Source organism: Micromonospora sp. USAFONa4, from assembly GCF_057197825.1.
Window position 1 is genome coordinate 3624317 of sequence record NZ_CM170072.1, and the last position, 26971, is coordinate 3651287.

Sequence of the window (26971 nt, forward strand, 5' to 3'; positions counted from 1 at the left end):
TCAATGCGTAGGACCCTGCTGCCCGTCGCGGCACTCGCCCTGGTGGCGGCGCTGAGCGGATGCGTCACGATCAACACGCCGGCGGACGACCCGGACCCGGCCGCCTCGGCGCAGCCGACAGGCAGCACCGTCAGCGTGAACGACGAGACAGCGGACCCGGACGAGCCGGCGCCCTCGGCCGTACCCGACACGTCCGGAGCGCCCGCCACGCTCAAGGCGCTCACCTGCGCGCAGCTCAAGACCGCCGTGCTCGGTAACGGATCCGAGCGGTACAACGGCTACCCGGATCCGATCCCGCTTGTCGACGGCATGTGGTCCGGGGAGGACGGCACGGTCGTCCACATGCAACAGCCGTGCGCCATCGGCGACCTGACCGGCGACGACGCGGCCGACGCGGTGGTTCCCGTGCTCATGGACGGCGGCGGGACCGGCAAGTTCTGGCAGATCGTGATGTACGGCAACATCGACGGTAAGCCCGTCTACGTCAGCATGGTCGACATCGGCGACCGTACGCCCGTGGAGTCGGTCTCGATCAAGTCGCGCCAGGCGACGGTGGTCTACCTGACCCGCCCCGAGGACGCGTCCTCGGCGGAGGTCGCCGTGCGACGTACGGCCGTCTACGAACTCAGCGGCAGCCGGCTCGTCGAGGTCAGCCACACGGACGCGCCGTACACCCCCTGAGCGGTCGGCCGCGCGCGGTGGGCCGTTCCGGCGCGGAACGGCCCACCGGTCGACGACTACCGGGCCCGGCGCGGCGACGTCCAGTTCTGCTGTCGGAGCCGCTCGATGCCGTCCAGCAGCAGGTCCAGCGCGAACTCGAACTCGAACTGGTCGTCGCAGCCCTGTCCCACGACCGACGCGTCGTCGTGGGACGCGGCCGTGGAGATCTCCGCGAGGTGCGGGAACCGGGCCGCGACCTCCGGCGGGAAGGCCTGCGGTGGTGCTGAGCTGGCCGTGCCGGAGCGGCCGGCGCGCCGGGAGGCGTCGAACAGCTCCTGGCTGAAGCCCAGGATCCGGCTGCCCATCGCGTGCATCACGTGATGGGCGAGGTCGGCGGAGAACCCGCCGGCCCGGAGGGTCCCGACCACCGAGTCGAGGTACGCGAGGACGGCCGGCGTCGCCATGTTCCGCGACTCGATCGCGAGCGGCGCCCAGGGGTGGCGCCGCAGCACCTGCCGCGCCGAGAGGATGCGGCTGCGGACCGCGTGCTTCCAGTCGGCGTCGGGCACCGGCGGGTCGATCTCGCCGACGACGACGTCGATCATGCCGTCGAGCAGTTCGTCCTTGTTGGCCACGTGCTTGTAGAGGGCCATCGGCACGACGCCGAGGTCCTGGGCGAGGTTGCGCATGCTGAGGGACTCGATCCCGGCCCCGTCGGCGAGCGCGACGGCGGCGTGCAGGATCCGGTCCCTGCTCAGCGGCGCCCGGCGCAGCGTCTCAGCCTGCTCAGCCATCTCGGTCCCCGTCTTCTGGCGGCGGTTGAAACCATAACCGCCTTGACCGGTGTACGCCGTACACCTACATTGGGTGTACGGCGTACACCTAGCGGGAGGCAGAGATGAAGGCGATAGTCCAGGACCGGTACGGCCCGCCGGAGACACTCACGCTCGCGGACGTCGACGTGCCGGTGCCCGCCCCCGACGAGGTGCTCGTGCGGGTCGAGGCCGCCGCGCTCAACGCGTACGACTGGCATGCCATGCGTGGCGATCCGCGGATGGCGCGGTTGGCGATGGGGCGGACGCGGCCCCGCGCGCGCATCCGTGGCCGCGACTTCGCCGGCCGGGTCGAGGCCGTCGGCAGCCACGTCCGACAGGTGCGCCCGGGCGACGCCGTCTTCGGCGACCTCGGTGACGCCAACGGCGCGTTCGCCGAGTACGTGTGCGTGCCCGCGGCCCTGGTCGCGCCGAAGCCGGCGAACCTGACCCCGCAGCAGGCCGCCGCGCTGCCGCTGGCCGGTGTCACCGCGCTCATGGGGCTGCGCGACGTCGGGCGGGTCGAGCCCGGCCAGCGCGTGCTCGTCAACGGCGCCTCCGGCGGCGTCGGCACCCTGGCCGTCCAGCTGGCCAAGGCGCTCGGCGCGACCGTGACCGGAGTGTGCAGCACCCGCAACGTCGACCTGGTCCGCTCCCTCGGCGCCGACCGCGTCGTCGACTACACCCGCGACGACTTCACCCGCGGCGACCGCCGCCACGACGTCGTGTTCGACCTGGTCGGCAACCGCTCACTCACCGCGCTCCGGCGGGCGCTGACCACCAGCGGGACGCTGGTGCTCTCCGGCGGCGGCGTGTACGGCGGCGGCAGCCTCGTCGGGCCGGTCTGGCTCCTCGCACGCGGACGGCTGCTGGCACCCCTCGTCCGCCAGCGCATCGTCACCCTCACCGCGGCGCCCAGCCGGCAACACCTCGACACGCTCCGCGCCCACGCCGAGGCCGGCCGCCTCACCCCGGTCATCGACCGGACCTATCCGCTGCGCGAGGTGCCCCAGGCCATCCGGTACCTCGAAGGCGAACACGCGCGGGCGAAGGTGGTCATCACCCTGTGACCTGCGGTGCCGCTGCGGGCAGCGACACTTCGGGCGCGGCAGGTGCGCGAGGTCGACACGCCGATCACATGCGTTCGGGAGTGCTGATGCCGAGCAGGTACAACCCCTGCCGGAGCACCCGGGCGGTCACGTCGCAGAGCGCCAGCCGGCTCTCCCGGACCGGACCGTCGGCGCGCAGCACCGGGCAGCGCTCGTAGAACGCGCTGAACGCGACGGCCAGCCGGTGCAGGTAGCCGGTCAGGTGGTGGAACTCCAGGCTGTCCGCCACCTCGCCGACCACCGTCCCGAAGCCGACCAGTTCGAAGGCGAGCGCCCGTTCGGCCGGATCGGCCAGCGAGATCGCCGCCTCCGGCCGGGCCGCCACCCCGGCCCGCCGGAAAATCGACCGGATCCGCGAGTTCGCGTACTGGAGATAGGGCGCGGTGTTGCCATCCAGCGACAGCATCCGCTCCCAGTCGAGCACGTAGTCCTTGTGCCGGTCGCTGGACAGGTCGGCGTACTTGATCGCGCCGATGCCGACCGCCCGGCCCACCTCGGCCGCCTCCGCCTCGCCCAGGTCCGGGTTCCGCTCCCGGGCCAGCGCCGTAGCCCGGACGATCGCCTCCTCCAGCAGCCCGACCAGCTTCACCGAGCCGCCGGCCCGGCTGCGCAGCATCCGACCGTCCGACCCGAGGATCGAGCCGAACCCGACGTGCTCGGCCCGGGCCGGCGGGGCCAGCCAGCCGGCCTGCGCGGCGGCGGCGTACACCATCTCGAAGTGCCGCCGCTGCGGCAGGCCGACCACGTAGAGCAGCCGGGTCGCGGCCAGCGTGCCGGTCCGGTGCCGGATCGCCGCAAGGTCGGTTGCCGGATAGCCGTACCCGCCGTCGGACTTGCGGACGATCAGCGGCAGCGGCTCGCCGTCCCGGCCCACCGAGCCGGGCGGAAACACGCAGGCCGCACCCTCGCTCTCCCGCAGCAGCCCCAGGCGGTCCAGCTCCTCGGTCACCGGTTCGAGCAGGTCGTTGTAGCTGCTCTCACCGTGGAAGTCCCGCTCGGTGAGGGTCACGTCGAGCAGGTGGTAGACGGTCATGAAGTACCGCTCGGACTGCTCCACCAGCAGCCGCCACAGCCGCAGCGTCGCCGGATCGCCGCTCTGCAGGGCCACCACCCGCCGCCGGGACCGCTCCCGGAACGCCTCACCCGCGTCGAACTTGACCCGGGCCGCCTTGTAGAACGCGTCCAGGTCACCCATGGACAGCTCGCGCGCCGCCTCGGCCCCGCCCAGGTCGACCAGGTGCTCGATCAGCATGCCGAACGGCGTGCCCCAGTCACCCAGGTGGTTGGCCCGCAGCACCCGGTGCCCCAGCCACTCCAGCAGCCGGGCCGCCGCGTCGCCGATCACCGTCGACCGCAGGTGCCCGACGTGCATCTCCTTCGCCACGTTCGGCGCCGAGTAGTCGACCACCACCGTCTCCGGCTCGACGGCCACCGGCACCCCGAGCCGCGGGTCGGTGGCCAACGCGGAGACCAGCCCGCCCAGGGCTTCGTCGGCGACGGTCAGGTTCAGGAAACCCGGCCCGGAGACCTCCGCCGCGCTGCACAGATCGGCCAGCTCCGCGAGGTCCAGCACCTCGGCGGCGATCGCGCGCGGCGGCCGGCCGAGCCGCCGGGCCAGCGCCAGCGCCGCGTCGGACTGGAAGTCCGCACGCTGGGAGCGCCGCACGACCGGATCCACCGGCCCGCCGGCCACCGTCGCGAACGCCGGCGCCAGCCGGTCGGCCAGCAGTTTCTCAAGGTCCATGGGGTACGCCGATCTCGCTCGGATCCGCCGCGCGGATCACCGGATGGGGATGCGGGCGGACCGAGGACGATCGACGATGACCGGCGGCTCGATCCGCCGGTCGCAGGAGAAGAAGACTCAGCGCAGGCGGTCGCGGGACCGCCGGCGTCGCAGCGCGCCGACCTGGACGTCGGGGGACGTCATCGGGTACGCGGGCGAGCTGGTCATGGCAGCAGCCTAACCGTCCAGGCCGGGGGCTGCGCAACGCCGTTCCCGCAGCGAGCGGGCACACCCGGAATCGTCAGGGCCGTAGTGGCGGACAGCCGGGCATCGGGCCACGGGTGTCCACGGGCGGCGCGTGAGGCTGGGGCGTAACTCGGCTACGAGTGGGTCACGACTGTGTCAGTTGAACGTCGGGCGCAGCGCTTCGCGCACAGACCGACCCCTCGCCGAGCAAGTGGCTCAGTCTCCAGATCCGTCCGGAGACTGAGCCACGAACAATGAATCCCCTTCAGCCTCCCCTTGCGGCCCATCACGACCGCCGGCAAGCGGTGGCGGCGCAAACGCCTTGCGGTTCAGGTGGAGGATCGCGCAGCGATTGGCTGGCGGTTCAACAAGTTTGACCCGCGTACCAGGCGTTGGATACGGCGTTGGCGCCGCCGATGTCCCACGTTCCCGGGCCGATGCACCAGGTCCAGTCGTCGCGGGGCCACGTCGCGTCGACGTAGATGAGCACATGGGTGGTTCCGCAGTGGTTGTACCAGGCCGTCACCGCGTCCTCGTAGTAACCGCAAACCTGCGCGGAGACGTCCTCGCTGCCGGGCTTGGCCTGCTCCGGAACCGCGGTGGTTTCGTTTTGAGGTAGGCGCGAGCCGGCGCCCGGACTTGCCTGTGCCACGGTCCCGGACAGGGTGAGTGCGCCGAGGACCGCGGTCACCGCCGAGATCCGGAACGCCGTTCTGTACCACATTTTCACAATGGTCTCCTGTCAGCCGCCGCTGCGGCCTAGATGATGCTGCTGGCTCCATGAAGTGATCGACGATGTACTTCCTCGCGCTCCTTCCATAGCGAAGGCACGGATCGATGTGGCGCGCTCAAGTGAACCTTCTTCCGTTAGCCGGAATCAGATTCAACCCTGGCTGAGCGGATTTCCTGTGATAAGGATGCAGGCCGCAGCCGGGCCTGTCGTTACTGGTAAGCGCACAAATCTTTAGTCTGCGCGCACTCTCGCGCACTGCTCGCGGAACTGGCGTGGCGAAAGGCCGTAGGCGTTGCGGAACGCCTGACTGAAGTGCGCCGGGCTGGTGAACCCCCACTGGGCGGCGATCGCGTGGATCGGGTGCGCGCCTAGTTGGGGGTTGGCGAGGTCGCGTCGGCACTGCTCCAGGCGACGCTCGCGGACCCAGCCGGCGACCGTGTGCCCTTCCCCGTGGAACAGCTTGTGCAGGTACCGCAGCGAGATGTGATGCGCTGCGGCGATCGCGTCCGGTGTCAGGCGCGGATCGCCCAGATTCTCTCGGACGAAGGCGTGGATCTGAGCCATCAACGCTCGCCGACGGGTGTGGGGGGGCACCGCGCTTTGAACGTCCAGCGCGTTGGCCAGTGCCGCGGTCAACACGTCAATGGTGAGGGTGGACAGCCGGGCGGCGTCGAACGGACTGAGTTCGTCCATGTGCCGGGCAAGCTGCAGCAGGAATTGCGAAGATAACGCGCCGATCCCTTGGGCGCCAGGGATGCGAACTGCGCTCAGACGCCGCAACTCCCGAGGAGGCAACGGCAGCAACGAGCGCGGGAAGCGCAGGAGCAGCAGCTGACTCACTGGCACATCCGGCGTGAATTCGGCCACGTAGGGCCGGGAGGTGTCATACAGTATCAGGTCCCCCACGCCGAAATCTGTACGCTGGCCGTCTTGCGTGATCATGCCGCCACCGCGCACGAGGCAACCCAGCTTGAACACCTCGGGATCGGCCTGCCGAATGAGCTTGGGAGTGCGGTGGACCGAGTGCGGCATCGTGGTCATGAATGTCGCCTGCACGGGACCGAACTCGCTGATTCCGACCTGAGCCCGAAATCCGGGCTCCCACTGCGGTTCACAGCGCAAATCGTAGGGCACCCAGAGCTTCGAGTTCACCTCGCGCCAGAAGGCGAACCCGTCTTCAACCGGGACCTCGGTGGTGCTGACTACGTCCATGACTCACCTTCGCGCTGTCGCTGCGGGGGTCAGACCACGATAGCTTGGCGTCGATATAGCGGCGTTGCGGCGTGATGGTGCGGGTCAGGCATTGCTGGCTGGTGAGACCATGAACGCCTAGCACGGTTGCATGGTGATGGCGTCGCAGTAGACCCAGACGACTTGAAGGCTCCCGTTGTGTGCTGCCATGGTCGCCGCGAGTCGGTCGCACCATGCCTCGTCGCTCAACTCCCTGACGAAAGGCGCGGTCACGACTGCAGACGCCACGACGCTGATGAGCAACGGCGTGGAGCCTCAGGAGGTGCAGAAGGCACTGCGGCACGCCAACCTGCGGATCACGTTGGAGACCTACGTTCACTGGATGCCGAAGAAGGACCGGCCGCGCGGCCTGGTCGGCGGCCTCCTGCGGGACGCAGACAGCACCCGGCGGGAACCTCGCGCGGACCAAGATCGGAGCTGAGTTGTGCCCTGGTTGTGCCCGATGATCTTTGTCCGGCGTTCTCGCAGCTCGGGGACGGTTTGTAGTGGGCCGCCAGGGACTCGAACCCTGAACCTATGGATTGACGGCGAGCCGGTTGGATCGAGCGTCGTTCGAGGTCGTCCGGCCTGTTGACGCGCATCTCGGTCCGGTTCGGCTGGCACGGTTGCTGTACTTCGCTGCTGTACTGCTGGCATCAGATGAGGCGCTGGATGCGGACCTTGGGTTGCTCGTTTCTGAGGTGGCCTTCCTTGTGCTGGCGGACCTGCTCGTTCCAGACCTCTTGGTCGTAGTCGGGGTCGGGTGGAATCCACTTGTGGGAGCCGTCGCTGTAGTGGAACTTCTCGTCGCCGGGTCGCAGGATGCTCATCGCGTCCAGCCGAGGAATCGGTGGTGCAGGCGGCCGGCGGGGACGTGGGCCAGGTCCTGGGCGGCGTCGACGAGCTGGGCGGCTAGGTAGAGGGCCAGCGACACTGGGGCGCTGTCGTACTCCGCTCGCAGTTCGCGCCGTCGGGGCTGGCAGGGCCAGTCGGCACCGCATCCGCTGCATGCCCAACCCGGTGTCACCGGAAGGTGTGTCGTCATCGCGGGCCGTCCTGGCTGGGCCAGTGGCCGCGGTTGATCGGGATGGGATGACGGCTTCGGCACGGCAGTTCGCCACCGCAGCGGCAGGTACGCCGCCAGTGCCGCCAGGACCAGACGGGCTGGTGCCGGCGGGCGAGGGTCAACGCCGCCGCTAAGACGTACTCGTCGTAGGACACGCGTCGCCGGCTGTTGCCCTGCCTTATGTGGTAGCTGGTGTCCCGCACGGGACCTGCGGTCGGATCAGTTGCATCGTTCGGTCTGGTCATCACGCCTCCCGCCGACGCTTGGGGTTCCGTGGGCACCCGGTCAGCCGTGTCCGGAGACAGGGCGCCCACGGCAGGACGACCCGGCCGCCAAGCTGGGTAGCCCCACGAGCAACTTAGGACGCAATGTGCGCAGGGTCAACAGCTGCGACACATAGCGTTGTAAGTCGAGCCTGCGATGTGGTCTGCTTGCACCAGCCGCCAAGCTGGGAGCACCACCTATGTCTGAAGCTGCCTACCTACAGGTCGCCCGGGATATCCGCGAGCAGGTCAGCTCCGGCGAGTTGAAGCCGGGCGACAAGTTACCCTCGTTCGCTGCCCTCTGCGAGCACTACAAGGTAAGCAACACCGTCATCCGCGCTGCCATGCTCGTGCTCAAAGCCGAGGGCCTGATCGACGGCCGGCAGGGCAAGGGCGTCTACGTCGCCAATCCGCATCCCCGGTAAGGGCGGTCGCGCGCCGAGGCTCGACACCACCCTTATCTGCTCTGTGCGGATCATCCGACGTCGTCTGTCCGCCTTCGCGAAACTCGGGCGGCTGTCCGCACGCCTCCGCCGACGGGCGCCCCTGCGCCGGTTGCTGTCAACAGCTCCTCCCGACCCAAGCTGTCTTTCCAGTCGATAGTCCGTTGGGGTGCCGGTTCGTGCAGTTCCGCTGGACGTCGCGGTGCACCGCCACACCTTCGACGAAGTAAAAGCCCCGGTCTTCCGACTCCCACATAGCCCTCGGAACAGCTTCTGGCCTGCTGAAACACCTTCCGTCGGCTTCCGGCGTCTGCCGTCGTTACTCGCGCTTCCTTGTGCCGGATCTGTGCCCGGCCCTTCGTCCGCGCCGGCCGCTGTCACCGCTGCTGTCGTCAGCTCAGGCCCAGCCGTGCTTTGCCATCTCCTCCCATCACGGCTCAGCAGCATCCGACTTCAACTCGATCTAGCCCTCGCGCCTAGAAGCCAGCGGAGATTCGGCGGTGGCGGCGGCATGGCTATCGCCAACACGCCATCCAGCTGCCGGATCGGCCAAGGTTTCAAGCATGAAGTTGATCCAAGCGGTGGCGGCAGCCACCGCGAGGCGAGCATGCCGCCGCGCGAGCCCGGCAGGTGCGGTCACGCCGCCGTGGCCCGTTCCCCATCCGCGGTTGCGGATGTTGGCCAAATCCTGCGGGATGGCGTGAAGCCGGCCGAGTAGTTTGACCCATTCGGCAGCCTGATCAGGATGTCCGCCAGCATGATCAACGTCTCGGGCGGGGCGGTGCTGTGCCGGATGTAGTCGGAGAACGCCCGCTGCGGCATGCACAAGAGCCGGCAGGTCCATGTTCGGGCTGATAGTGCTGCCCCGCTCGTGAAGCACCAGCTTGCAAGTTGACTCCACGAGCTCTTTCGCAGCACCGATCGCAGCTGCTGGATCGGGGTAGCGTGGATCGCCAAGGGCGCGGTTGACCCTCTCCAGGCCCAGCTGTATGGCGGAGGAGTCTTGGAGATTCGCCAGCGCTCCCGGCGGCAGGCTGATCCCGGTGGAGAGAATCCTGCCCTGATCATTGATGAAGTAGCCGTCATCACGCAACGGCGCGCTCACCCATCCAGGCCATGGACGGCTCGACCACCCAGGCCGACGTCGATACTCTCGAAGCACCCCCTCGAAAACGCGAAGAACTCGGGCCACCATATTGACGTCTGCCCAGTCAACAGCTCTCGCATAACGCTCAAACAGCGCGCCGGACGGACCGAACTCATGGTCTAGGGACTGGACCTCGCCCCAGGCTGTGAGGGACGCCAGAAACGCCGTTGCCACATCCACCTTGCCTGTAGGCGCTGTACCGCCAAGCGCGGGGTGCAAGGGCGGAGGCGAAAACCCGGCATCTGCCCACAGGTCCTGCACTACCTCCCGGCCCAGCTTCCCCGCTAAGTCGCGGAAGGCTCGCCGGGTGGCGGAGCCGATGGTCTCGTTCCCGGTAGCCGTGCGGACGGACGTGCGCTGGAGGGCCGGCGGGAACGGCTGTCGTGCAGACCGGGCGGTGGTCTCCTCTTGGTTTCTCGCGTTGCTGCCATGGGCACGATCGTTGTTGCTTGTCATAGTCACGACCTCCGCCAGCGACCGTAGAAGATTGCCATCACTGTCGGCAATCGACTAGGACGGGCTCTCAAACGAGTGCTCTTGCCTGCCGCCTCGCCAGCGCTCAGCCCGGCCGCGCCCCGAGCGCCTGGTCCTCCCGGACGCCTCGCTTACAAGCTCTGTGCGCATGGCGTCCACACGCGTGCGGCAACAGCTGGGCGCTCGGAGCTTCGTCCGTGCCGGTGCTCGTCAGCGTGCTGCCGTCCGGGGCGGTTGCTGTCAGCGTGCTGTCGACAGCCACTCTGCCGGTGTATAAGCAGCATCGTCCAGTACTAAGGCATCGACACGACTTGCAGCGCGGCGGCTATGGAGCTACTTCGCTACGCTGACCTACGGCGTGCGGTCGAGGGCGGGCATGATCGAGGAGGAGTTGACTTGCGGATCTCCCTGCCAGGGCGAGCTTATCTAGCCGACCTGGAGCGATTTCTTCGGCTTCTGGAAGATGACGGTAAAGAGGAGTTCACGCTTGTCCTACGTGAGGGCCTCTTCTCGCTACATCCGGTGGTATTGGCCATGATTGCGGCGACTGGCGCGGCAGCCGACTCTGCCGGCCAGTCAACTCAGGTCAAAAATCTGACCGTCAACTCCAGCACACGATACCTCCGTCGAATGAACGTTTTCTCCCACATTAATGCCGAGGTGGACATCTCGGTCAGAGAACATGAGGCAGCAGGCCGCTTCATCCCGGTGAGAAATATCTTAACCAACGAGGAGTTAAACGACTTCATCAAGGATTTCGTGCCGCTTCTCCATATGGAGCCACGCGATGCGGATGCCGTGAAGTACGTTCTCTTCGAGTTGATCCGCAATGTTCTGGAACACTCGGGCAGCAGCACGGGCGCTTTTGTGGCGGCTCAGGTTTCACAGATGAATCGAAGACTTCTCCTTGGCGTAGCAGACGCAGGAATCGGGATTACCAGAAGCATCAGCCGAAGCCATCGTGCCAACTCGGACAAGGAAGCCATATCACTCGCCTTGCGGCCTGGCATAACTGGCGCGTCGCCGCGCTTCGGAGGCAATGAGACGAACGGAGGGGCCGGCCTATTCTTCCTGAAGTCCATGGCTACGCTGTCCCGACACCACATGGTCGTCGTATCCGGCGATTGCATGATGAAGCTGCTAACTCAGAGGAATCCACAAATCAACGCGAACATTGCTAACGACCGGGTTACGTGGTTTGGCATCCCGAATGCGAGCTACCGGGGCACCGCCGTCGGCATCGACCTTCAAATAGACAGCCCCGTCGGCTTCGTCGAATTGCTTCGACGAATTGGCCAAGTCTACCATATCGACGTAAAGAAGCAAAAGGCGGCCCGATTCAAGCCGAGGTTCTCGTGAAGAAGATTACAATCTCTAGGTACGCCGGATCCTTTGGTGGGGACAAGGACGCGGCGGCGAGGATCCGGGACAGGGTTCTTAAGCGAGCCTTGGAAGACGGCGGCAGCGTTGCGCTCGACTTTGCTGGCGTTGAGTTGGCAACACAGTCATTTATTCATGCCTTGCTGTCGAATGTTATTCGCTCAGACGCCACCATCCTTGAACGGATTTCCTTCCGAAACTGCAATGCCAGCATCCAAGAGATTATTGAGATCGTAGCTGAGTACTCGCAGGAAGAGCTCTGAGTCCGCGCCATCCCGATGCTCCTGCGGATGTCAAGCTCCTTCTGCCGCCGTCTCGCCGATAGAGCCTGACTCCTTCGTCCCGAAGAAATGATCACGGGGCAAGGAGCTGGGTTCGCACGTCCGTCGACCTGCTGCAACTATCCACCATCGTCCAGCTTTGTCCGTCGGTGTTTGCACCGACCGTCACCCGGTTGGTCACCCAAGCTGATCCTCCGGTCTTGGTGGCGGTCAGCTTGGGAATCGGGTTGATCTGCACCGTGCGTAGCAATGCTGCTTGATAAGCAAGGACCGGCCGTTCAGCCTGCGGAACAGCAGGTTGCCGTTCGTGCCGGTGGGCGCTGGATCGGGCACGCCAACGGTTTTGATCTCATTCCTGCAGTGCCGTCGGTAGCAGCCGAGTCCCAGCCGACAAGATCAGCAGTTCGGTTCACAAAGGGGCGCCCGGAGAGGGTTAGCTTGTTAGCTTTCCAATCCAAATGCCGAGAAAAAGGAATACGGCACTAACGATAGCGTTAGTTGCTAATGCATCTGCGTTGCGCTTCATCCACGGCGGATTCTCCGCGCGCGTCCTGGTGTATATGACATTGCTCGCATAGCGGTGACCTAAAATTGCGCAGACTGCACCTGAAGGAACTACAAGCCAGGCCAGATGCGGAGGTAAAGCTTCCCGTTTTGCCCACTCCATTCCGAACGCAACCATAGCAATGGTTGTCACAAGGGCAGCCACAAAAAGCGATACTGTCGCAACCGCCATGAAGGTCACACCCTGAAATCTAGATCCACCGGCACCGAACTTCCGGCAGCGACGCGAAATCTGGGCGATATCCGCTGCCATGCCGCGCTCTGGCAAGGTTGGATCCAAGATTCGCAGGAGCCCGCCAGAGTCTTTAATTACTAGCTGGATGCGCCCTTCGGCGGCAAGTAAATGCAAACCCTTGATTCGCGACTCTTTCACCTGCGCGAGATCCGCGATGCGATCCAGTTGATACCTGTCCGTTAGTATCGACACTTCCGCAGCCGCTTCCCGTATAACCGACTCGATCTGCTCTAGATCGTCACGCCAAAGACGCATAGGTGGCAGCGGCACCTCTAAGGTGCGGGGTTCAAGTTCGCGGACGGCCATGGATCGCGATGGTATCGAACATGTGCAACACCGCTCGCTGCCGCAGCCTTTCCTTTGCCGTCGGACCGTCCTCTAGGGAATGGACCCACTTCGCCCGCCAGGTCAAGCGGACCTTGACGACCCGGGGGTGGCCCGCGACGAGTCGGGGTCGGGGTTGGCGGCGCGCTCCATGTAAGGGCAGGCCATCGGCCTGCCCACGACTCCTGCCCGAGGGTCGCAGGGGCTCCGAGGTCAAGGGCGGCCCGCAGGGCCGTCGCTTGCGACGCGTAGCGCCCTTGAGCTTGGAGGGGCGGCCCGGCACACTCGCGCCGCCAGCCCCGGCCCCGACGGCCGTGACCCGCCATGCGGACCCGGCGTGCCCTTCCCTACGCCGCGTCGCTCGCGGCGCGGCCGGCTGCCGGCTGCCGGCTCGCGAACCTCAACCACTTTCCGCGCTGCCGTCTACGGCGGCCCGGGGCTTTCCGCTCTCCGCGTCAGCCGCCGGGCGTGTTGCGTGGCCGGAGTCGGAGCGCCAGCGGAGCGACGGACTCGCGCCCAGGCGGCGGCGCGTGCGGCCCGTTCAGGGCCGCCTTGATAGACGTACAGAAAGTCCTCCCACACCGGCCGGCAGCCGGTCGGTCCGCCCTGGCTCCGGGTCACGGCGGGTTGACGTGCCGGTACCCGGTGCTACTCTGGCGCTCGTCGAGCACGCCAGCGCGGCCCACCTGCCGGATTGCTGGACTCGACGTCGGAGATGCCGAGCGGTCTTCCTGCCGCTGATGCAGGCCACGTCCCGCCGGCTCTCAATCGCACCGGCCGCTGTGCCGGTTCCCCGAATCCGCTGAGCGGCTCAGTACTCCTTCCCTGCCGTCCACGATGGCCCGGATTCGCTCAGCTCCACGAGTGGGGGCAGCCTGCGGCAACCCGCCGGGTGCCGGCATTCCAGGCTCCCCACCCGTGCCAGCCTCACTCGTCAGGTCCATGAGCGCGAAAGGACACGACCCATCGGCGGGAAGTGGCACGACCACGACTCCGCCCTCCGGCGTCAGCCGCCCTTTCGGCGGTGCCAGGAGACACGACGAACACCACCAGCGGACAGACGTCCACGGCTGGTGATGTTTCGTCTTCCGTCCCTGCCACCCCGTGAGGAGAGTCGTGTCCACACCCCTCGACCTGTTCCGTCCCGGCGTTGCCAGCGGCCGTGACGCCCAAGCCCTGCACCGGGCCGCCATGCCGGAGTTCTCCGGCTGGATGGAGCACACCCGCACCGCCGGCGGCTGTACCCGCCCGATCCGCCTTACCGGCACGATCGCCGCCGTCGAGCGACAGACTGGCCGGGTCCTGGGCGAGCAGCACACCGACGAGCTGCCCGACGGGGCGCTCTACAAGGCGTGCGGCAACCGCCGCGAATCGCAATGCCCCGACTGCGCCTGGGTCTACCAGGGCGACGCCTACCAAGTTGTGCGCTGCGGCCTGACCGGCGGAAAGGGCGTCCCCGCCTCGGTCGGCCGGCACCCGGTCGTCTTCGCCACCTTCACCGCGCCGTCCTTCGGCCCGGTCCACCACCGCCACGTCCCCCGCCACACCTGCACCAACCGGCAGCGCTGCGACTGCCGTCCGGCTCCCTGCCGTGCCCGGAGCCGCGCCGGCACCTGTCGGCACGGTCAGCCGGCGGCCTGCTTCGCCCGTCACGACGCCGACGATCCGCGGCTCGGACAGCCGTTGTGCCTGGACTGCTACGACCACGGCCACCAGGTCGTCTGGAACTACTTCTCGGGCGAACTGTGGCGGCGCACGAAGCAGGCCATCGAACGCCACCTCGCCGGCCTCTGCCGCAGACGCGGCATCCCCTTCGTCCAGGTCGTCACGGACTCCGGCAAGGTGCGCCGGCTGCCGCCGGTGCGGGTGTCGCACGGGAAGGTCGCCGAGATGCAGCGGCGGGCAGCCGTGCACTTCCACGTCCTGCTGCGCCTCGACGGCGTCGACCCCGACGACCTGGACGCGCTCGTGCCGCCGCCGGCCGGCATCACCGTCGATGACCTGGAGGCCGCCGTCCACGCCGCCGCCCGCCAGATCATCGTGACCGCACCTCCGCACCGCGACCGGCCGCAGGGCTGGGCGGTCGCCTGGGGCGAGCAGGTCGACGTCCGGCGCATCAACAGCGCCAGCGGCGAACTGACCGACGGCAAGGTGGCCGCCTACCTCGCCAAGTACGCCACCAAGGCAACCGAAGCCACCGGCCACCAATCGACCCGGCTCACCCCTGCCACGATCGACGACTACGCCGATCCGGAAGGTGACCACCTCGCCCGCCTCATCGACGCCTGCTGGCACCTCGGACGGCCCGCCGGCACCGACACCGCCAGCGGCGCCGCAACGGCCGACGACCGTCAAGGCAGCCTTGACACCAAACCGAACGCCTACGCTGGGCTGCGTCGCTGGGCGCACATGCTCGGCTTCGGCGGTCACTTCCTCACCAAGGCCCGCCGCTACTCCGTCACCTTCGGCCTGCTCCGGGATGTCCGCGCGACCTTCCGCCGCGCCGAGGACGACGACCCCATCGACACCGTGACGGTTGGCGTTCTCACCTACGCCGGCTCCGGGTGGCTCACCGAAGGCGACGCGCTCCTGGCCAACACCGCCGCCGCCCAGCGCCGGCAGGCCAGACGCATCGGCCGGGAAGAACTCGCCCACGAAGCCTGGCTCGTCGGGGCCGCCGCATGAGCAGAGACCTCACCCCGCGCTGGTACTCGCCCGCCGAGGTCGCCGTTCTGCTCGGCTTCGGCATCTCCAAGGTCAAGATGAAGATCGCCACCGGCGAGCTGCGCTCCATCAAGGACGGCAAGTACCGCCGCATCCTCCCCGAATGGGTCGACGACTACATCCGTGACCAGGTCGAGCGGCAGGAGGCGGCCTGATGCCCGGACGCAGTCGAGCCAACGGCGAAGGCTCAATCTTCCCGTACCGCAACGGCTTCGCCGCGTACGTCTGGGTCGAGAAGCCCGACGGCAAGCGGGGCCGGAAGTGGGTCTATGGCAAGACCCGCGAGGAGGTCCACGACAAGTGGATCAAGCTGCACGGGCAGGCCAAAGCCGGCCCGGTGGCGACGCGGTCCCCGACCGTGGGGGAGTACGCCGGCTACTGGCTGCGGGAGATCGTCAAGCCCAACCTCGCCCCGGGCAGCTACGTCACCTACGAGGTGGTGGTCCGGCTCTATCTGGTGCCGGGGCTGGGCCGGAAGCGGCTCGACAAGCTTCGGGTCAGCGACGTGCAGACCTGGATCAACGAGGTGGGGCGGACCTGCCAGTGCTGCGCCCAGGGCAAGGACGAGCGGCGGAAACCCGCCCAACGTCGCTGCTGTGCCCTCGGCCGCTGCTGCAAGGATCTGCCCTCGGCAACGAGCGTCACCCACCTGCGGACCGTGCTCCGGACGCTGCTCTCCCATGCGATCACCGAAGGGCTGATCACCCGCAACGTCGCGTCCCTGGTGAAGCTGCCACCGGTACGGAAGCGCAAGCGGAAGGCGTGGACGAGTGACGAGGCGCGGCGCTTCCTGGAGTCGGCCCGCGCCGACGACGATCCGCTCTACGCCGCGTACGTCCTGGTCCTGGTGCTCGGTCTGCGCAAGGGGGAGATGCTGGGGCTCACCTGGGCTGACGTTGACCTCGACACGGGGAGCTGACCATCGATCGGCAGCTCCAGCGGGTCGGTGCCGAACTGCTGCACCGGGAGACGAAGACGGCCGCCTCGGACGCCACCCTGCCGCTGCCGGACATCTGCACCGTGGCGCTCGACCGTCGCCGCGCCGCCCAGACCACCGCCCGGGACGCCGCCGGCCCGGCCTGGCACCCCTCCGAACTGATCTTCACCACTCGCTACGGCCGGCCGCTCGAACCACGGAACTTCAACCGCTTCTGGGACCGGCGCTGCGATGCTGCCGGGGTCCGGCGGATCACCGTCCGGGACGCCCGGCGGACCTGCGCCTCGCTCCTGGCCGACCTGGACGTGCACCCCCGGGTGGCGATGCAGATCCTCCGGCACGCCCAGTTCGCCATCACGATGGAGATCTACACGGTGGTGTCGTCGGCGGCCACCCGCGACGCGCTCAAGCGGCTCGGCAGCGCACTCGACCGGTGAAGGCCCTACTGCTGTACTTCACTGCTGTACCGGCCCGGATCATGGCAAGAGCGACCCCAGGAAGGCCGCTCACCTGCGTAGGAGTGGGCCGCCAGGGACTCGAACCCTGAACCTATGGATTAAAAGTCCACAGCTCTGCCATTGAGCTAGCGGCCCGCGCGCTCAGGTTACCGGAAGGCGGCCGGTTGCGACTCTCGGCTTTCGTGCCGTGGACGCAACCGGCAGCTCAGGCGGGAGCGCCCGTCCGTGACGGCGCTTCCGGGCGTACGGGAGGAATCAGGCCTGGCGGCGCGGAGGGTGCCGGAAGGTCGACTGCCCGGCCCTCGGGGGGCGTTGATCTTGGGAGTCCGGGGCCGGTCGTGGTCCGGCGGGCGGTCCCGAAGAAGGCTGGCGGGCCTCCGGTCGGACCTTATCGGAGAGCCGGCGCCCGTGGTGTCCCTCCTCGCCGCCGTGTCGGCTTGCCGGCGTGCTGTCGGGCCCGTCCAGCGCCGTGGTCAGCGGCTCTACCAGGGGTGTTAACTGGCCGAAGTCGCCGCAAAAAGCGGGCCATGGGAATGTAACAACTTGGGAACAACGCGAGCCGCGTTCTTGTCGGCAGTTTGTTAGCCGCCTGTACTAACCGGGTGACCTGCATTGATGAGACGGGAACCACACCGCCGGAGCCCCAGGACCGCGCGGTGGGGACCCTGCGGCGAGACCAGGTTCCGGCCCGGGTCCGCTCCGGCGAGAAGGTGCTCCCGGAGCAGGCCCGCGTGCACAACCGCGAGTTGCTGCTGCGCACGCTGTACCGGGAAGGGCCGCACAGCCGGGCGGATCTGGCGCGACGCACGGGGCTGACGAGGGTCTCGGTCTCGGACGTCGTGAGCGACCTCCTGGCGGACGACCTCGTGGTCGAGGTCGGTACGCGGGCGGGGACGCGGCCCGGAAAGCCGGCCATGATGCTCGAGTTCAACGAGCACGCCTACCAGGCGATCGCCGTCGACCTGAGCCACTCGACGCTCTACCGGGGGGCCGTGCTCGACCTCGGCGGCTCGGTGGTGGCTCGTCAGCAGGTCGAGAACGAGGGCAGCACCGGAGCCGACGCGTTGGCGAAGGTCGTCGGTCTCGTCGGGGCGTTGCGCGAACAGGTGACGGCGCCGCTGCTCGGCATCGGCATCGGCACCCCGGGAATCGTGGACCTCGGCGGCGTCGTCCTCAGCGCACCCAACCTGGGGTGGAAGGACCTCAACCTCCGGTCGGTGCTGACCGAGCAGTTCGGCTGCCCCGTGGTCGTGTCGAACGACGCCAACGCCACCGCGCTCGCCGAGCGCAGTTACGGCGAGAGCGCGGCCGACACCCTCCTCGTGCGGGTCGGTGTCGGCGTGGGAGCGGGTCTGCTGCTCGGCGGCACGCCCGTCCTGGGCAGCAGGTTCGCGGCCGGCGAGATCGGCCACGTGGTCGTGGACACCGGCAGCGAGCGGGCCTGTGTCTGCGGGAAGTTCGGCTGCCTCGAGACCTGGCTGTCGACCCGGCGCATCCAGGAAGACCTCTCGGAAGCGCGTACCGACGCGGAGCACACCCGGGTCCTCGCCGCCGCGGGCGAGGCGCTCGGTTCGGTGCTGGCCCCGATCGTGGCCGCCATCAACGTCTCGGAAATCGTCCTCAGCGGGCCGCACCGGGTGCTGGAAGGACCGCTGGCCGCCGCGGCGATGGAAACCATCCGGCAGCGCGCCCTGACAGAGGTCCACGGCGACATCGTCCTGCGGCTCTCGGAGCTCGGCGACGACATCGTCCTGCGCGGCGCGACCGCCATGGTCATGAGCCAACAACTCGGGATCGCCTGATCCGCTGATCCGATCCCCGTCACTCATAGCGACGCCGACCGGCGCTGGCTTTGCAGCAATAGAAGGGAACACGGTGCAACTGACACGCACGCTGACGGCAGCGTTTGCCGTTGTCGCTCTCGCCCTCGCCGGTTGTAGCGGTGGCGGGCAGGCGAATGAAGCAGGCTCGTCCCAGCTCGTCCTGGGCAACAACGGCGACCTGCTGACCTGGGACCCCGCCGAGATGAAGGAAGGCGCGGTCATCCACTACGCGGAGGCCGTCTACGACCCGCTGCTCCGCAAGACGTCCGAGTCGAAGATCGAGGGCAACCTGGCCACCTCGTACGAGTACAACGCCGACCTCACCGAGCTCACCCTGAAGCTGCGCGACGGCGTCACCTTCAGTGACGGCGCGGCCTTCGACGCCGACGTGGTGAAGGTCAACCTCGAGGCGCGCAAGAAGGGGGCGGGCAGCGCCTCCGAGGGGGCCCGGGCGATCGAGCGCGTCGAGGTCGTGGACAAGGCCACGGCGCGCCTGCACCTCAGCGAGCCCAGCCCCGGCCTCCTGGCCGCCCTGGCGACGTACACGGGGTACATGGTGAGCCCCACGGCGCTCAGCGCGGGCACCATCGCCTCGAACCCGGTGGGCTCCGGGCCCTACACGTACGACGCGGGTGCCTCCGAGAAGGGCGTCAAGTACACGTTCAAGGCGCGCGACGGCTACTGGAACCGCGAGGCGTTCCCCTTCGAGAACGTCGTGATCCGGCCGTACGAGGAGTTCACCGCCCGGTACAACGCGCTCGCCACCGGCCAGATCCAGTTCATGTACGGCACCCCCGACATGGTGCCGAAGGCCAAGACCGACGGGCTCACCGTCAAGACGGTGCCCGGCGAGTGGCAGGGCATCATCCTCCAGGACCGCGCCGGCAAGGCGTCGGCGGCACTCGGCGACGTGCGGGTGCGGCAGGCGATCAACCACGCGCTCGACCGCAAGGCCATCCTCGAAACCCACTACGGCGGCTTCGGCCAGGTCTCCACGCAGACCTTCAACCCGGCCAGCGAGGCGTGGGTGCCGGAGCTGAACGCGCGTTACCCGTACGACCCGGCGAAGGCGCGCGAGTTGCTGGCCTCGGCGGGCTACGGCAGCGGCTTCAAGATCAAGGTTTCGTACAGCGAGGGCTTCATGTCCCCGCTGGTGCCGATCGTCGTCCAGTACCTGGGCGACGTGGGCATCACGGTCGAGCAGGTGCCGGTCAACGGCTTCGCCAACGGCGGCCTGGAGACCCTGAAGGGCCAGCCGGCCTTCATGCTCTCGTTCTCCACCAACATCCCGGCGTGGACGGACGTGCTGAACAAGCTCACCCCGACGTCGCTGTGGAACAACTTCAAGTACACCGACGAGACGGTCACCCGGCTGCTCAAGGAGATCCCGGCCGCGCAGGGTGACAAGCAGGCCGCCCTCTACAAGGAGCTGAACACCCACCTCGTCGAGCAGGCCTGGTTCGCGCCGATCGTCACGCAGGAGAACGTCTACCTGTTCAAGTCGGACATCGACGTGACCATGCAGCAGGCGCAGCTCATGCCGAGTCTCCGGTTCTTCGCCCCGGCGAAGTAACCGCCGATCGACCCCGGATGGGTCGGGCGACCGGTCCGGCCCATCCGGTGGATCACTACAGCTCATCTAGGAGGTAGCAGGCATGCTGGGCTTCATCGGTCGGCGGTTGGCCACGGGCCTGCTGCTGGCGTTCTCCGTCGTGACGGGGATGTTCTTCTTCCTCATGCTCACCGGCTCCGATCCGGCCCGGGGCGCGCTCGGCCTCTACGCCACGGAGGAACAGGTCGCGGTCAAGCGGGAGCAGCTCGGCCTCGACCGGCCGCTCGTCGAGCAGTACCTGAGCTGGCTGGGCGGGGTCGTACGCGGTGACCTGGGGGTCTCGTCCGCGCAGAACACCGACGTGAGCGAGCTCATCGTGACGCGGCTGCCGGTCACCGTCTCCCTCGCGCTGGGCGCCGTCCTGGTGGCCGCCGTCCTCGGCATCGTGCTCGGGCTGCTCGCGGCGACCCGGCCCGGGACGTTCGACCGCGTACTCCAGGTGTTCATGGTGCTCGGCTTCAGCCTGCCGAACTTCTGGGTCGCGATCATCCTGGCCCTGGTCTTCGCCGTGCAACTGGGCTGGTTCCCCGCCACGGGCTACGTGCACCTGAACGACTCACCCGGCGGCTGGCTCTGGTCCATCACCCTGCCGATCGTCGCGCTGTCGATCGGGTCGATCGCCGCCATCGCCCAGCAGCTGCGGAACTCCGTGATCACCGTGAACAGCCAGGACTACGTCCGTACGCTGCGCAGCCGGGGCCTCTCGCAGCGCGAGATCCTGCTCACCCACGTCCTGCGCAACGCGGCTCCGCCGGCGCTGACGATGCTCTCCCTGCAGTTCATCGCGGCGATGAGCGGCGCCGCCATCATCGAGCGCGTGTTCGGCCTCCAGGGCATCGGCGCCGTCGCCATCAACGCCTCGGGCAACAGCGACATCCCCGTGATCATGGGCGTCCTGCTCTTCACCGTGCTCGTCGTCGTACTCGTCAATCTCGCGGTCGACATCCTCTACGCCGCCCTGAACCCGAAGGTACGGAACGCATGAGCGCCGACGTGACGCCCCGCGCGGGCCTGACAGCCAGGAGATTCCGCTCCTTCCTGCGTAACCCGATGGGCGTGGTGGCGGGCGGCGTCCTGCTGGCCATCGTCGCGGCGAGCCTGCTCGCGCCGCTGCTCGCCCCGCAGGATCCGAACCTGGTGGTGCTCTCGGAGGCGCTCCGGCCGCCGAGCGGCGACCACCCGCTCGGCACGGACGGCAACGGGCGCGACATCCTCAGCCGCCTCCTGTACGGCGGCCGGGTGAGCCTCCAGGCGGGCGCGATCATGGTCGCCGTCGCCCTCCTGTGCGGGATTCCCGCAGGTCTGCTCGCCGGCTACCGCGCGAAGCTGTTCGACGGGGTGTCGAGCTGGATCTTCAACATGCTGATGTCCCTGCCGGAGATCCTCATCATCATCGTGGTGATCGCCTCCCTCGGCAGCGGCCTCGCCCCGACGATGATCACCCTTGGCGTGCTGGCGTCGCCGGACATCTTCCGGCTGACCCGGAGCGCCGTGATCGCGGTGCGCGAGGAGCTCTACCTCGACGCCGCCCGCGTCGCAGGGCTGTCCGACCTGCGCATCATCTTCCGCCACGTGCTCTCCGTGGTGCTGGGGCCGGTCCTCGTGCGGTCGTCGTTCATCTTCGGCATGGCGATCATCGTCCAGTCCGGCCTGGAGTTCCTCGGCTTCGGCGACCCGCAGCGCCCCAGCTGGGGTGGCGAGCTCAGCAACGCCTTCCAGAACTTCCACCGCGCGCCCGAGCTGGTCATCGCGCCCGGCGTCGCCATCGGCCTCACGGTCATGGCACTCGTGCTCTTCGGCACGGCCCTGGCGGACTCGCTGGGGGTCAGCCGCAGGCCCAAGGCCAAGCGGGCCGCGCGGTCCGCCGGCCGGGACGACACGACGGTCGTCCAGGGCGAAGCCGACCGTACGCCCGAGACCGCCCTCCCCGCGGACACCCTGCTCCGCGTCGAGGACCTGTCGGTGCGGTACGTGGCCGAGGACGGAGCGACCAAGGACGTGGTGCGGGGCGTGTCGCTGCACGTCGCGCGGGGAGAGGTGCTCGGCCTGGTCGGGGAGTCCGGCTCCGGGAAGTCCCAGACGTCCTTCGCGATCCTCGGACTCCTGCCACCCGACGCCTCCGTGTCCGCCCGGCACCTCTCCCTCGACGGGCGGTCCCTGATCGGGCTGCGCGAGGGCGAGTTGCAGAAGCTGCGCGGGCCGCAGATGGCCTACGTGCCGCAGGAGCCGATGTCCAACCTGGACCCGTCCTTCACCATCGGCGCCCAGCTGGCCAAGCCGATGCGACGCAAGCTCAACCTCTCCAAGAAGGCCGCGCACGAGCGGGCCCTGCACCTGCTCGAACGCGTCGGCATTCCCGACCCCGCCCGCACGCTCGCCGCCTACCCCCACCAGCTCAGCGGAGGAATGGCACAGCGCGTGCTCATCGCCGGCGCCGTCTCCTGCGATCCGGAGCTGCTCATCGCGGACGAGCCGACCACCGCCCTCGACGTCACGGTCCAGGCGGAGGTCCTCGAACTCCTCCGTGACCTGCAACGGGAGCGCAACATGGGCCTCATCCTCGTCACCCACAACCTGGGTGTGGTCGCCGACCTCTGCGACCGGGTCGCGGTGATGCGGGACGGCCTCGTCGTGGAGCAGCAACCCGTCGCCGAACTCTTCGCCAACCCGCAGCACGAGTACACCCGCATGCTCTTGGACGCGACCCTGGAGGACGCCCCTCCCCGGCGGTCGCGCGACGACCTTCAGGAGGTGCAGTCATGAGCACCCGCAACGAATCCGACCCCCCACTGCTCGACGTCCGCGACGTCAACGTCGTCTATCGCGGGTCCCGGTGGCGCAGTCCGTCCTTCCACGCGCTGCACGACGTCTCGATGCAGATCCGGGCGGGCGAGACGGTCGGCCTGGTCGGCGAGTCCGGCTCGGGAAAGACGACCCTGGGCCGCGCGCTCCTGGGGCTCGCCCCGATCAGCGCCGGCACTGTCACGTTCGACGGCGCCGACATCACCCACGCGGACCGGCGCGCCCGCCGGGCCCTGAGCCGGGACATCCAGGTCGTCTTCCAGGACCCGTACTCGTCGCTCAACCCGGCGATGTCCGTGGAGAGCATCCTCGCCGAGCCGCTCAGGGCGCAGGGGGTGCCCGGGGCCGAAGCCTCCGCGCGGATCGGTCAGCTGCTGGGCCAGATCGGTCTGGAAGCCGACGCCGGGCGCCGGTACCCGCGCGAGTTCTCCGGCGGGCAGCGGCAGCGCATCGCCATCGCCCGCGCCCTCGCGCTGAAGCCCCGACTCATCGTCTGCGACGAACCGGTCAGCGCCCTCGACCTCTCCACCCAGGCACGCATCCTCGACCTGCTCATCGACATCCAGGAGCAGACCGGGGTCGCGTACCTCTTCATCTCCCACGACCTGTCGGTGGTCCGCTACATCTGCCACCGGGTCGCGGTCATGCTCAAGGGCCGCATCGTGGAGACCGGTGACGGTGACACCGTCACGTCACGACCGAGCCATGCGTACACGAACCGGCTGCTCATGGCGTCGCCCATCCCCGACCCGGCGCGGCAGGCGGAACGACGCCGCCAGTACGCCGCGCTCGCCTCCTGACCCCTGCAACCCCGACCAAAGGAAGTACCCGTGCAGTTCGGCTTCAGCTCCTACTCCTTCTACCAGCAGCTACGCACCAACCGGATGAGCCTCCTCGAGGTCATCGACTGGATCGGCGCCAGCGACGCCACCCACATGGAGATCGCGACGGTGTCGCTCTCCCCGGAGATCTCCAACGACACCTCCACCCTCGACCAGGACCCCGGGTTCGTCCAGGAGATCAAGACCCGCGCGGCGGACCAGGGCGTCATCCTGTCCAACCTCGTCGTCCCGGCCGACCTCCTCGGCGCGGACGCGGAGAAGAGCATGCAGCGGGTCAAGCGGCACATTGAGGTGGCCGCCGCGCTGGACATCAAGCTCTTCCGCCACGACGTCGCCAGGTGGGCCCACCGGGCGAAGGACATCGCCGAGTTCGAGGCGCTGCTGCCCCGGATGGTGGAGGCGTGCAAGGAGATCGCCCGGTACGCCGCCCCGTACGGCATCACCACCAGCGTGGAGAACCACGGGCTGCTGATGAACGGTGGTGAGCGCGTACGCCGGCTCATCCACCTCGTCGACGAGCCGAACTTCAAGACCACCCTCGACGTCGGCAACTTCATGTCGGTCGACGACAACCCGGTGGTGTCGGTCGCCGAGAACGCCCCGTACGCCAGCATCGTGCACCTGAAGGACTTCTACGTCCGCTCGCAGTACCCCGGCGAGGGCTGGCACCACACCCCCGGCGGCACCTACCTGCTCGGCTCCATCGTCGGTTACGGCGACCTCGACATGCGCAGGATCGTGCGGGGCATCGTCGACGCCGGCTACGACGGCTTCGTGTCCATCGAGTTCGAGGGCATCGAGGAGTGCCTGATGGCCAACCCGATCGGTCTGGCCAACGCGAAGCGGCTCTTCGCCGAGGCGGAGGCGGCGAAGTGAGCCGGCTCGGCGTGGGCGTGATCGGCGTCGGGAGCATCGCGGAGATGCACCTGGGCGCGTACGCCGCCAACCCGGACGTCCACCTCGTCGGGGTGTTCGACGTCAACCAGGAGCGGAGCGCGCAGAAGGCCGAGACCTTCGGCGTGACCCGCGTGCACCCGACGCTCGACAGCCTGCTCGCCGACCCCGAGATCGACGCGGTGAGCATCTGCACGTGGAACGACAGCCATGCGGAGATCGCCACGGCGGCGCTCGACGCCGGCAAGCACGTCCTGGTCGAGAAGCCCCTGAGCCGTACGGCCGGCGAGGCCGGGGCGCTCATCGAGGCCGTCGAGCGCAGCGGCAGGCACCTGGAGGTCGGCTTCGTCCGGCGCTTCGGCGCGAACGCCAGGGTCCTCAAGCCGTTCGTCGACGCCGGGCTGCTGGGCGACATCTACCACGCCCGCGCGACGAACATCCGACGGCTCGGCAACCCCGGTGGCTGGTTCGCGGACCACAAGCGGTCCGGCGGGGGACCGCTCATCGACATCGGCGTGCACGTGCTGGACCTCTGCTGGTACTTCATGGGCACCCCGAAGGCCGTCACGGTCAGCGCCGTCACCCACGCCCGGCTGGGCAACCGGGCCAACGTCACGTCGCTGTCCCGGTACAAGGTCGCGGACTACGACCCGACCCAGAGCGACGTCGAGGACTTCGCCGCGGCCTTCATCCGGTTCGACAACGGGGCGTCCCTGACGCTGGAGACGAGCTACTCCCTGCACGCCCTCGAGGACCGCCTCGAAGTGGCGGTCTTCGGCGAGCGCGGTGGCGCGGAACTCGAACCCCAGCTCCGGATCGCCACCGAGATGCACGACACCGTCCTGAACGTGGGACCCCAGATCGACCACCTCAGCTTCGACTTCGCCGAGGGGTTCGCCAACGAGATCGCGCACTTCGTGGCGCTGTGCCTGGGAGAGGCCGAGCCGGTGGCTCCCGTCTCCCACGGCACGGAGGTCATGCGCATGCTCGACGGGATCTACGAGTCGGCGCGGGCCGGCCACGAGATCAGGCTCTCCTGACATGGTCCACGACGGAGGGGCCGTGCGGGTGGGGGTCGTGGGGTGCGGAAACGTCAGTTCCCGCTACCTGGCCAACCTCGCCGGGGACCCGGCGGTCACCGTCGTCGCCTGCGCCGACGCCGACCCGGCGCGCGCGCGGGCGCTCGGCACCGCCCACGCGGTGCCGCAGGTGCACCCGGTCGACGCCCTGTTGACCCATCCGGACATCGACCTGGTCCTCAACCTGACCCCACCCAGGGCGCACGCCGAGGTGACCCTGCGCGCCCTGGAGCACGGCAAGCACGTCTACACGGAGAAGCCCCTGGCGACCACCATGGCCGACGGTCACCGCATCGTCGAGGCCGCCCGGGCGCGGTCGTTGCAGGTCGGCACCGCGCCGGACACCTTCCTGGGCGTCGGGGCGCAGACCTGCGCGGCGCTGCTCGCCGACGGCGCGATCGGCACCCCGACCTCGGTGAACGCCGCCATGATGAACGCCGGGCCGGAACGCTTCCACCCCGAGCCGGAGTTCCTCTACCAGGAGGGCGCCGGGCCCCTGTTCGACATCGGTCCGTACTACCTCACGGTGCTGACCGAACTCATGGGTTCCGTCGTCCGCGTGGGGGCGCTGGGCGCGACCGCGCGTACCGAACGCGTCGTGTTGGCCGGGCCCCGCGCGGGGTCGACCTTCAGCGTGCAGACACCCACCCACATCAACAGCGTCCTGGAGTTCGCCAGCGGGGCCATGGGCGCGCTGGTGACCAGCTTCGACGTCGTGGCGACGCGTACGCCGCACCTGGAGATCCACGGCACCGAGGGCACGATCGTCGCGGCGCAGGCCAACTCGTGGGGCGGCCCCGTGCTGCTCAGGGCGGCGGGCAGCACCGACTTCGTCGAGGTGCTCCCGGGCCCACGCGACTCCGACGGATTCATGGGGATGGGCCTGGTCGAGATGGCCAGGGCCATCCTGGCGGGGCGGCCCGCGTTGGCCGCGGCGACCCGGGGGCTGCACGTCCTCGAGGTGCTCACGGCCATCGCCGAAGCCGCCCGCTCCGGCGGGGGTTTCACGACGATCAGTTCGCGGCTGGAGACCCCCGGTCGACGTGACACGGGTGCCGTCGGGTGAGGGCCGGCCGCAAGACTGCCCCCACCCCACCCTCACCCCTCCGC

The 26971-nt window shown here is 68.5% G+C and carries 23 protein-coding genes, 1 tRNA gene and 1 pseudogene; 17 read left to right on the plus strand and 8 right to left on the minus strand.

Annotated elements, in window-relative coordinates; genetic code table 11:
- Positions 1–3: 3 nt before the first annotated feature.
- Positions 4–681 (plus strand): hypothetical protein, encoded by a 678-nt coding sequence (locus AC0OO9_RS15955; protein WP_484510944.1) that lies wholly within the window; start codon positions 4–6, stop codon positions 679–681.
- A gap of 56 nt (positions 682–737) precedes the next feature.
- On the opposite strand, the gene AC0OO9_RS15960 is transcribed toward AC0OO9_RS15955, so the two are convergent.
- Complete coding sequence (locus AC0OO9_RS15960) at positions 738–1454, minus strand: TetR/AcrR family transcriptional regulator (RefSeq protein ID WP_484510945.1); 717 nt, start codon at positions 1452–1454, stop codon at positions 738–740.
- Between the two features lie 104 nt (positions 1455–1558).
- Between AC0OO9_RS15960 and AC0OO9_RS15965 the strand changes: the two genes are divergently transcribed.
- Positions 1559–2542 (plus strand): NAD(P)-dependent alcohol dehydrogenase, encoded by a 984-nt coding sequence (locus tag AC0OO9_RS15965; RefSeq protein WP_484510946.1) that lies wholly within the window; start codon positions 1559–1561, stop codon positions 2540–2542.
- 64 nt (positions 2543–2606) lie between these two features.
- On the opposite strand, the gene argS is transcribed toward AC0OO9_RS15965, so the two are convergent.
- The 3 genes from argS to AC0OO9_RS15980 form a co-directional block, all read right to left on the minus strand.
- Entirely contained in the window at positions 2607–4325 is a 1719-nt protein-coding gene (gene argS, locus AC0OO9_RS15970; protein ID WP_484510947.1) for an arginine--tRNA ligase, read from the minus strand.
- 589 nt (positions 4326–4914) lie between these two features.
- A complete protein-coding gene (locus tag AC0OO9_RS15975; RefSeq protein ID WP_484510948.1) occupies positions 4915–5241 on the minus strand; it encodes a DUF6355 family natural product biosynthesis protein in 327 nt (108 codons plus the stop codon).
- A gap of 273 nt (positions 5242–5514) precedes the next feature.
- Complete coding sequence (locus AC0OO9_RS15980) at positions 5515–6495, minus strand: AraC-like ligand-binding domain-containing protein (protein WP_484510949.1); 981 nt, start codon at positions 6493–6495, stop codon at positions 5515–5517.
- Positions 6496–6781: 286 nt separating this feature from the next.
- Between AC0OO9_RS15980 and AC0OO9_RS15985 the strand changes: the two genes are divergently transcribed.
- Positions 6782–6955, plus strand: coding sequence for a hypothetical protein (locus tag AC0OO9_RS15985; RefSeq protein WP_484510950.1), 174 nt, complete (start codon positions 6782–6784; stop codon positions 6953–6955).
- Between the two features lie 214 nt (positions 6956–7169).
- Here the strand turns inward: AC0OO9_RS15985 and AC0OO9_RS15990 are convergent, their stop codons facing one another.
- Complete coding sequence (locus AC0OO9_RS15990) at positions 7170–7343, minus strand: hypothetical protein (RefSeq protein ID WP_165947716.1); 174 nt, start codon at positions 7341–7343, stop codon at positions 7170–7172.
- A gap of 699 nt (positions 7344–8042) precedes the next feature.
- On the opposite strand from AC0OO9_RS15990, the gene AC0OO9_RS15995 reads away from it, so the two are divergent.
- Positions 8043–8267: a winged helix-turn-helix domain-containing protein gene (locus AC0OO9_RS15995; RefSeq protein WP_484510951.1), complete on the plus strand. Its 225-nt coding sequence runs from the start codon at positions 8043–8045 to the stop codon at positions 8265–8267.
- A 481-nt stretch (positions 8268–8748) separates the two neighbouring features.
- On the opposite strand, the gene AC0OO9_RS16000 is transcribed toward AC0OO9_RS15995, so the two are convergent.
- Positions 8749–9390, minus strand: a complete 642-nt coding sequence (locus AC0OO9_RS16000; protein WP_484510952.1) for an abortive infection family protein — start codon at positions 9388–9390, stop codon at positions 8749–8751.
- A 912-nt stretch (positions 9391–10302) separates the two neighbouring features.
- Between AC0OO9_RS16000 and AC0OO9_RS16005 the strand changes: the two genes are divergently transcribed.
- Both AC0OO9_RS16005 and AC0OO9_RS16010 read left to right on the plus strand, forming a co-directional pair.
- Positions 10303–11265 (plus strand): hypothetical protein, encoded by a 963-nt coding sequence (locus AC0OO9_RS16005; protein WP_484510953.1) that lies wholly within the window; start codon positions 10303–10305, stop codon positions 11263–11265.
- Positions 11262–11549 carry an STAS-like domain-containing protein gene (locus tag AC0OO9_RS16010; protein ID WP_484510954.1) on the plus strand — a complete coding sequence of 96 codons (288 nt, stop codon included), beginning with the start codon at positions 11262–11264 and terminating at the stop codon, positions 11547–11549. Before AC0OO9_RS16005 ends, AC0OO9_RS16010 begins: the two co-directional genes overlap by 4 nt.
- Positions 11550–12000: 451 nt before the next feature.
- Here AC0OO9_RS16010 and AC0OO9_RS16015 read toward each other — a convergent pair whose 3' ends face one another.
- Entirely contained in the window at positions 12001–12672 is a 672-nt protein-coding gene (locus tag AC0OO9_RS16015) for a hypothetical protein (RefSeq protein WP_484510955.1), read from the minus strand.
- A gap of 1134 nt (positions 12673–13806) precedes the next feature.
- On the opposite strand from AC0OO9_RS16015, the gene AC0OO9_RS16020 reads away from it, so the two are divergent.
- The 3 genes and pseudogenes from AC0OO9_RS16020 to AC0OO9_RS16030 all read left to right on the plus strand — a co-directional run bounded on the left by AC0OO9_RS16020 (position 13807) and on the right by AC0OO9_RS16030 (position 16788).
- Entirely contained in the window at positions 13807–15375 is a 1569-nt protein-coding gene (locus AC0OO9_RS16020) for a replication initiator (protein WP_484510956.1), read from the plus strand.
- A complete protein-coding gene (locus tag AC0OO9_RS16025; RefSeq protein ID WP_113973362.1) occupies positions 15372–15569 on the plus strand; it encodes an excisionase family DNA-binding protein in 198 nt (65 codons plus the stop codon). Before AC0OO9_RS16020 ends, AC0OO9_RS16025 begins: the two co-directional genes overlap by 4 nt.
- Positions 15569–16788, plus strand: a pseudogene (locus AC0OO9_RS16030) (tyrosine-type recombinase/integrase). Before AC0OO9_RS16025 ends, AC0OO9_RS16030 begins: the two are co-directional and overlap by 1 nt.
- 84 nt (positions 16789–16872) lie before the next feature.
- On the opposite strand, the gene AC0OO9_RS16035 reads toward AC0OO9_RS16030, so the two are convergent.
- Positions 16873–16944: transfer RNA gene (locus AC0OO9_RS16035), tRNA-Lys, on the minus strand.
- A gap of 521 nt (positions 16945–17465) precedes the next feature.
- On the opposite strand from AC0OO9_RS16035, the gene AC0OO9_RS16040 reads away from it, so the two are divergent.
- The 8 genes from AC0OO9_RS16040 to AC0OO9_RS16075 all read left to right on the plus strand — a co-directional run bounded on the left by AC0OO9_RS16040 (position 17466) and on the right by AC0OO9_RS16075 (position 26927).
- Complete coding sequence (locus AC0OO9_RS16040) at positions 17466–18611, plus strand: ROK family transcriptional regulator (RefSeq protein WP_484510957.1); 1146 nt, start codon at positions 17466–17468, stop codon at positions 18609–18611.
- A 73-nt stretch (positions 18612–18684) separates the two neighbouring features.
- Positions 18685–20205 carry an ABC transporter substrate-binding protein gene (locus AC0OO9_RS16045; protein ID WP_484510958.1) on the plus strand — a complete coding sequence of 507 codons (1521 nt, stop codon included), beginning with the start codon at positions 18685–18687 and terminating at the stop codon, positions 20203–20205.
- Positions 20206–20287: 82 nt separating this feature from the next.
- Positions 20288–21229, plus strand: a complete 942-nt coding sequence (locus AC0OO9_RS16050; RefSeq protein WP_484510959.1) for an ABC transporter permease — start codon at positions 20288–20290, stop codon at positions 21227–21229.
- Entirely contained in the window at positions 21226–23007 is a 1782-nt protein-coding gene (locus AC0OO9_RS16055; protein WP_484510960.1) for an ATP-binding cassette domain-containing protein, read from the plus strand. Before AC0OO9_RS16050 ends, AC0OO9_RS16055 begins: the two co-directional genes overlap by 4 nt.
- Positions 23004–23846 (plus strand): ATP-binding cassette domain-containing protein, encoded by an 843-nt coding sequence (locus AC0OO9_RS16060; protein ID WP_484510961.1) that lies wholly within the window; start codon positions 23004–23006, stop codon positions 23844–23846. Before AC0OO9_RS16055 ends, AC0OO9_RS16060 begins: the two co-directional genes overlap by 4 nt.
- A gap of 30 nt (positions 23847–23876) precedes the next feature.
- Positions 23877–24764 carry a sugar phosphate isomerase/epimerase family protein gene (locus tag AC0OO9_RS16065; RefSeq protein WP_484510962.1) on the plus strand — a complete coding sequence of 296 codons (888 nt, stop codon included), beginning with the start codon at positions 23877–23879 and terminating at the stop codon, positions 24762–24764.
- Positions 24761–25822 (plus strand): Gfo/Idh/MocA family protein, encoded by a 1062-nt coding sequence (locus AC0OO9_RS16070; protein WP_484510963.1) that lies wholly within the window; start codon positions 24761–24763, stop codon positions 25820–25822. The genes AC0OO9_RS16065 and AC0OO9_RS16070 overlap by 4 nt, the downstream gene beginning before the upstream one ends.
- Position 25823: 1 nt before the next feature.
- A complete protein-coding gene (locus tag AC0OO9_RS16075; protein ID WP_484510964.1) occupies positions 25824–26927 on the plus strand; it encodes a Gfo/Idh/MocA family protein in 1104 nt (367 codons plus the stop codon).
- The last annotated feature ends 44 nt before the right edge of the window (positions 26928–26971 follow it).

Bases quoted from the DNA above. Each gene is read 5' to 3' on its own strand.
- AC0OO9_RS15955 (WP_484510944.1), top strand. From the start codon at position 4: ATGCGTAGGACCCTGCTGCCCGTCGCGGCACTCGCCCTGGTGGCGGCG.
- AC0OO9_RS15960 (WP_484510945.1), bottom strand. From the start codon at position 1,454: ATGGCTGAGCAGGCTGAGACGCTGCGCCGGGCGCCGCTGAGCAGGGAC.
- AC0OO9_RS15965 (WP_484510946.1), top strand. From the start codon at position 1,559: ATGAAGGCGATAGTCCAGGACCGGTACGGCCCGCCGGAGACACTCACG.
- argS (WP_484510947.1), bottom strand. From the start codon at position 4,325: ATGGACCTTGAGAAACTGCTGGCCGACCGGCTGGCGCCGGCGTTCGCG.
- AC0OO9_RS15980 (WP_484510949.1), bottom strand. From the start codon at position 6,495: ATGGACGTAGTCAGCACCACCGAGGTCCCGGTTGAAGACGGGTTCGCC.
- AC0OO9_RS15990 (WP_165947716.1), bottom strand. From the start codon at position 7,343: ATGAGCATCCTGCGACCCGGCGACGAGAAGTTCCACTACAGCGACGGC.
- AC0OO9_RS15995 (WP_484510951.1), top strand. From the start codon at position 8,043: ATGTCTGAAGCTGCCTACCTACAGGTCGCCCGGGATATCCGCGAGCAG.
- AC0OO9_RS16015 (WP_484510955.1), bottom strand. From the start codon at position 12,672: ATGGCCGTCCGCGAACTTGAACCCCGCACCTTAGAGGTGCCGCTGCCA.
- AC0OO9_RS16025 (WP_113973362.1), top strand. From the start codon at position 15,372: ATGAGCAGAGACCTCACCCCGCGCTGGTACTCGCCCGCCGAGGTCGCC.
- AC0OO9_RS16050 (WP_484510959.1), top strand. From the start codon at position 20,288: ATGCTGGGCTTCATCGGTCGGCGGTTGGCCACGGGCCTGCTGCTGGCG.
- AC0OO9_RS16055 (WP_484510960.1), top strand. From the start codon at position 21,226: ATGAGCGCCGACGTGACGCCCCGCGCGGGCCTGACAGCCAGGAGATTC.
- AC0OO9_RS16060 (WP_484510961.1), top strand. From the start codon at position 23,004: ATGAGCACCCGCAACGAATCCGACCCCCCACTGCTCGACGTCCGCGAC.
- AC0OO9_RS16075 (WP_484510964.1), top strand. From the start codon at position 25,824: ATGGTCCACGACGGAGGGGCCGTGCGGGTGGGGGTCGTGGGGTGCGGA.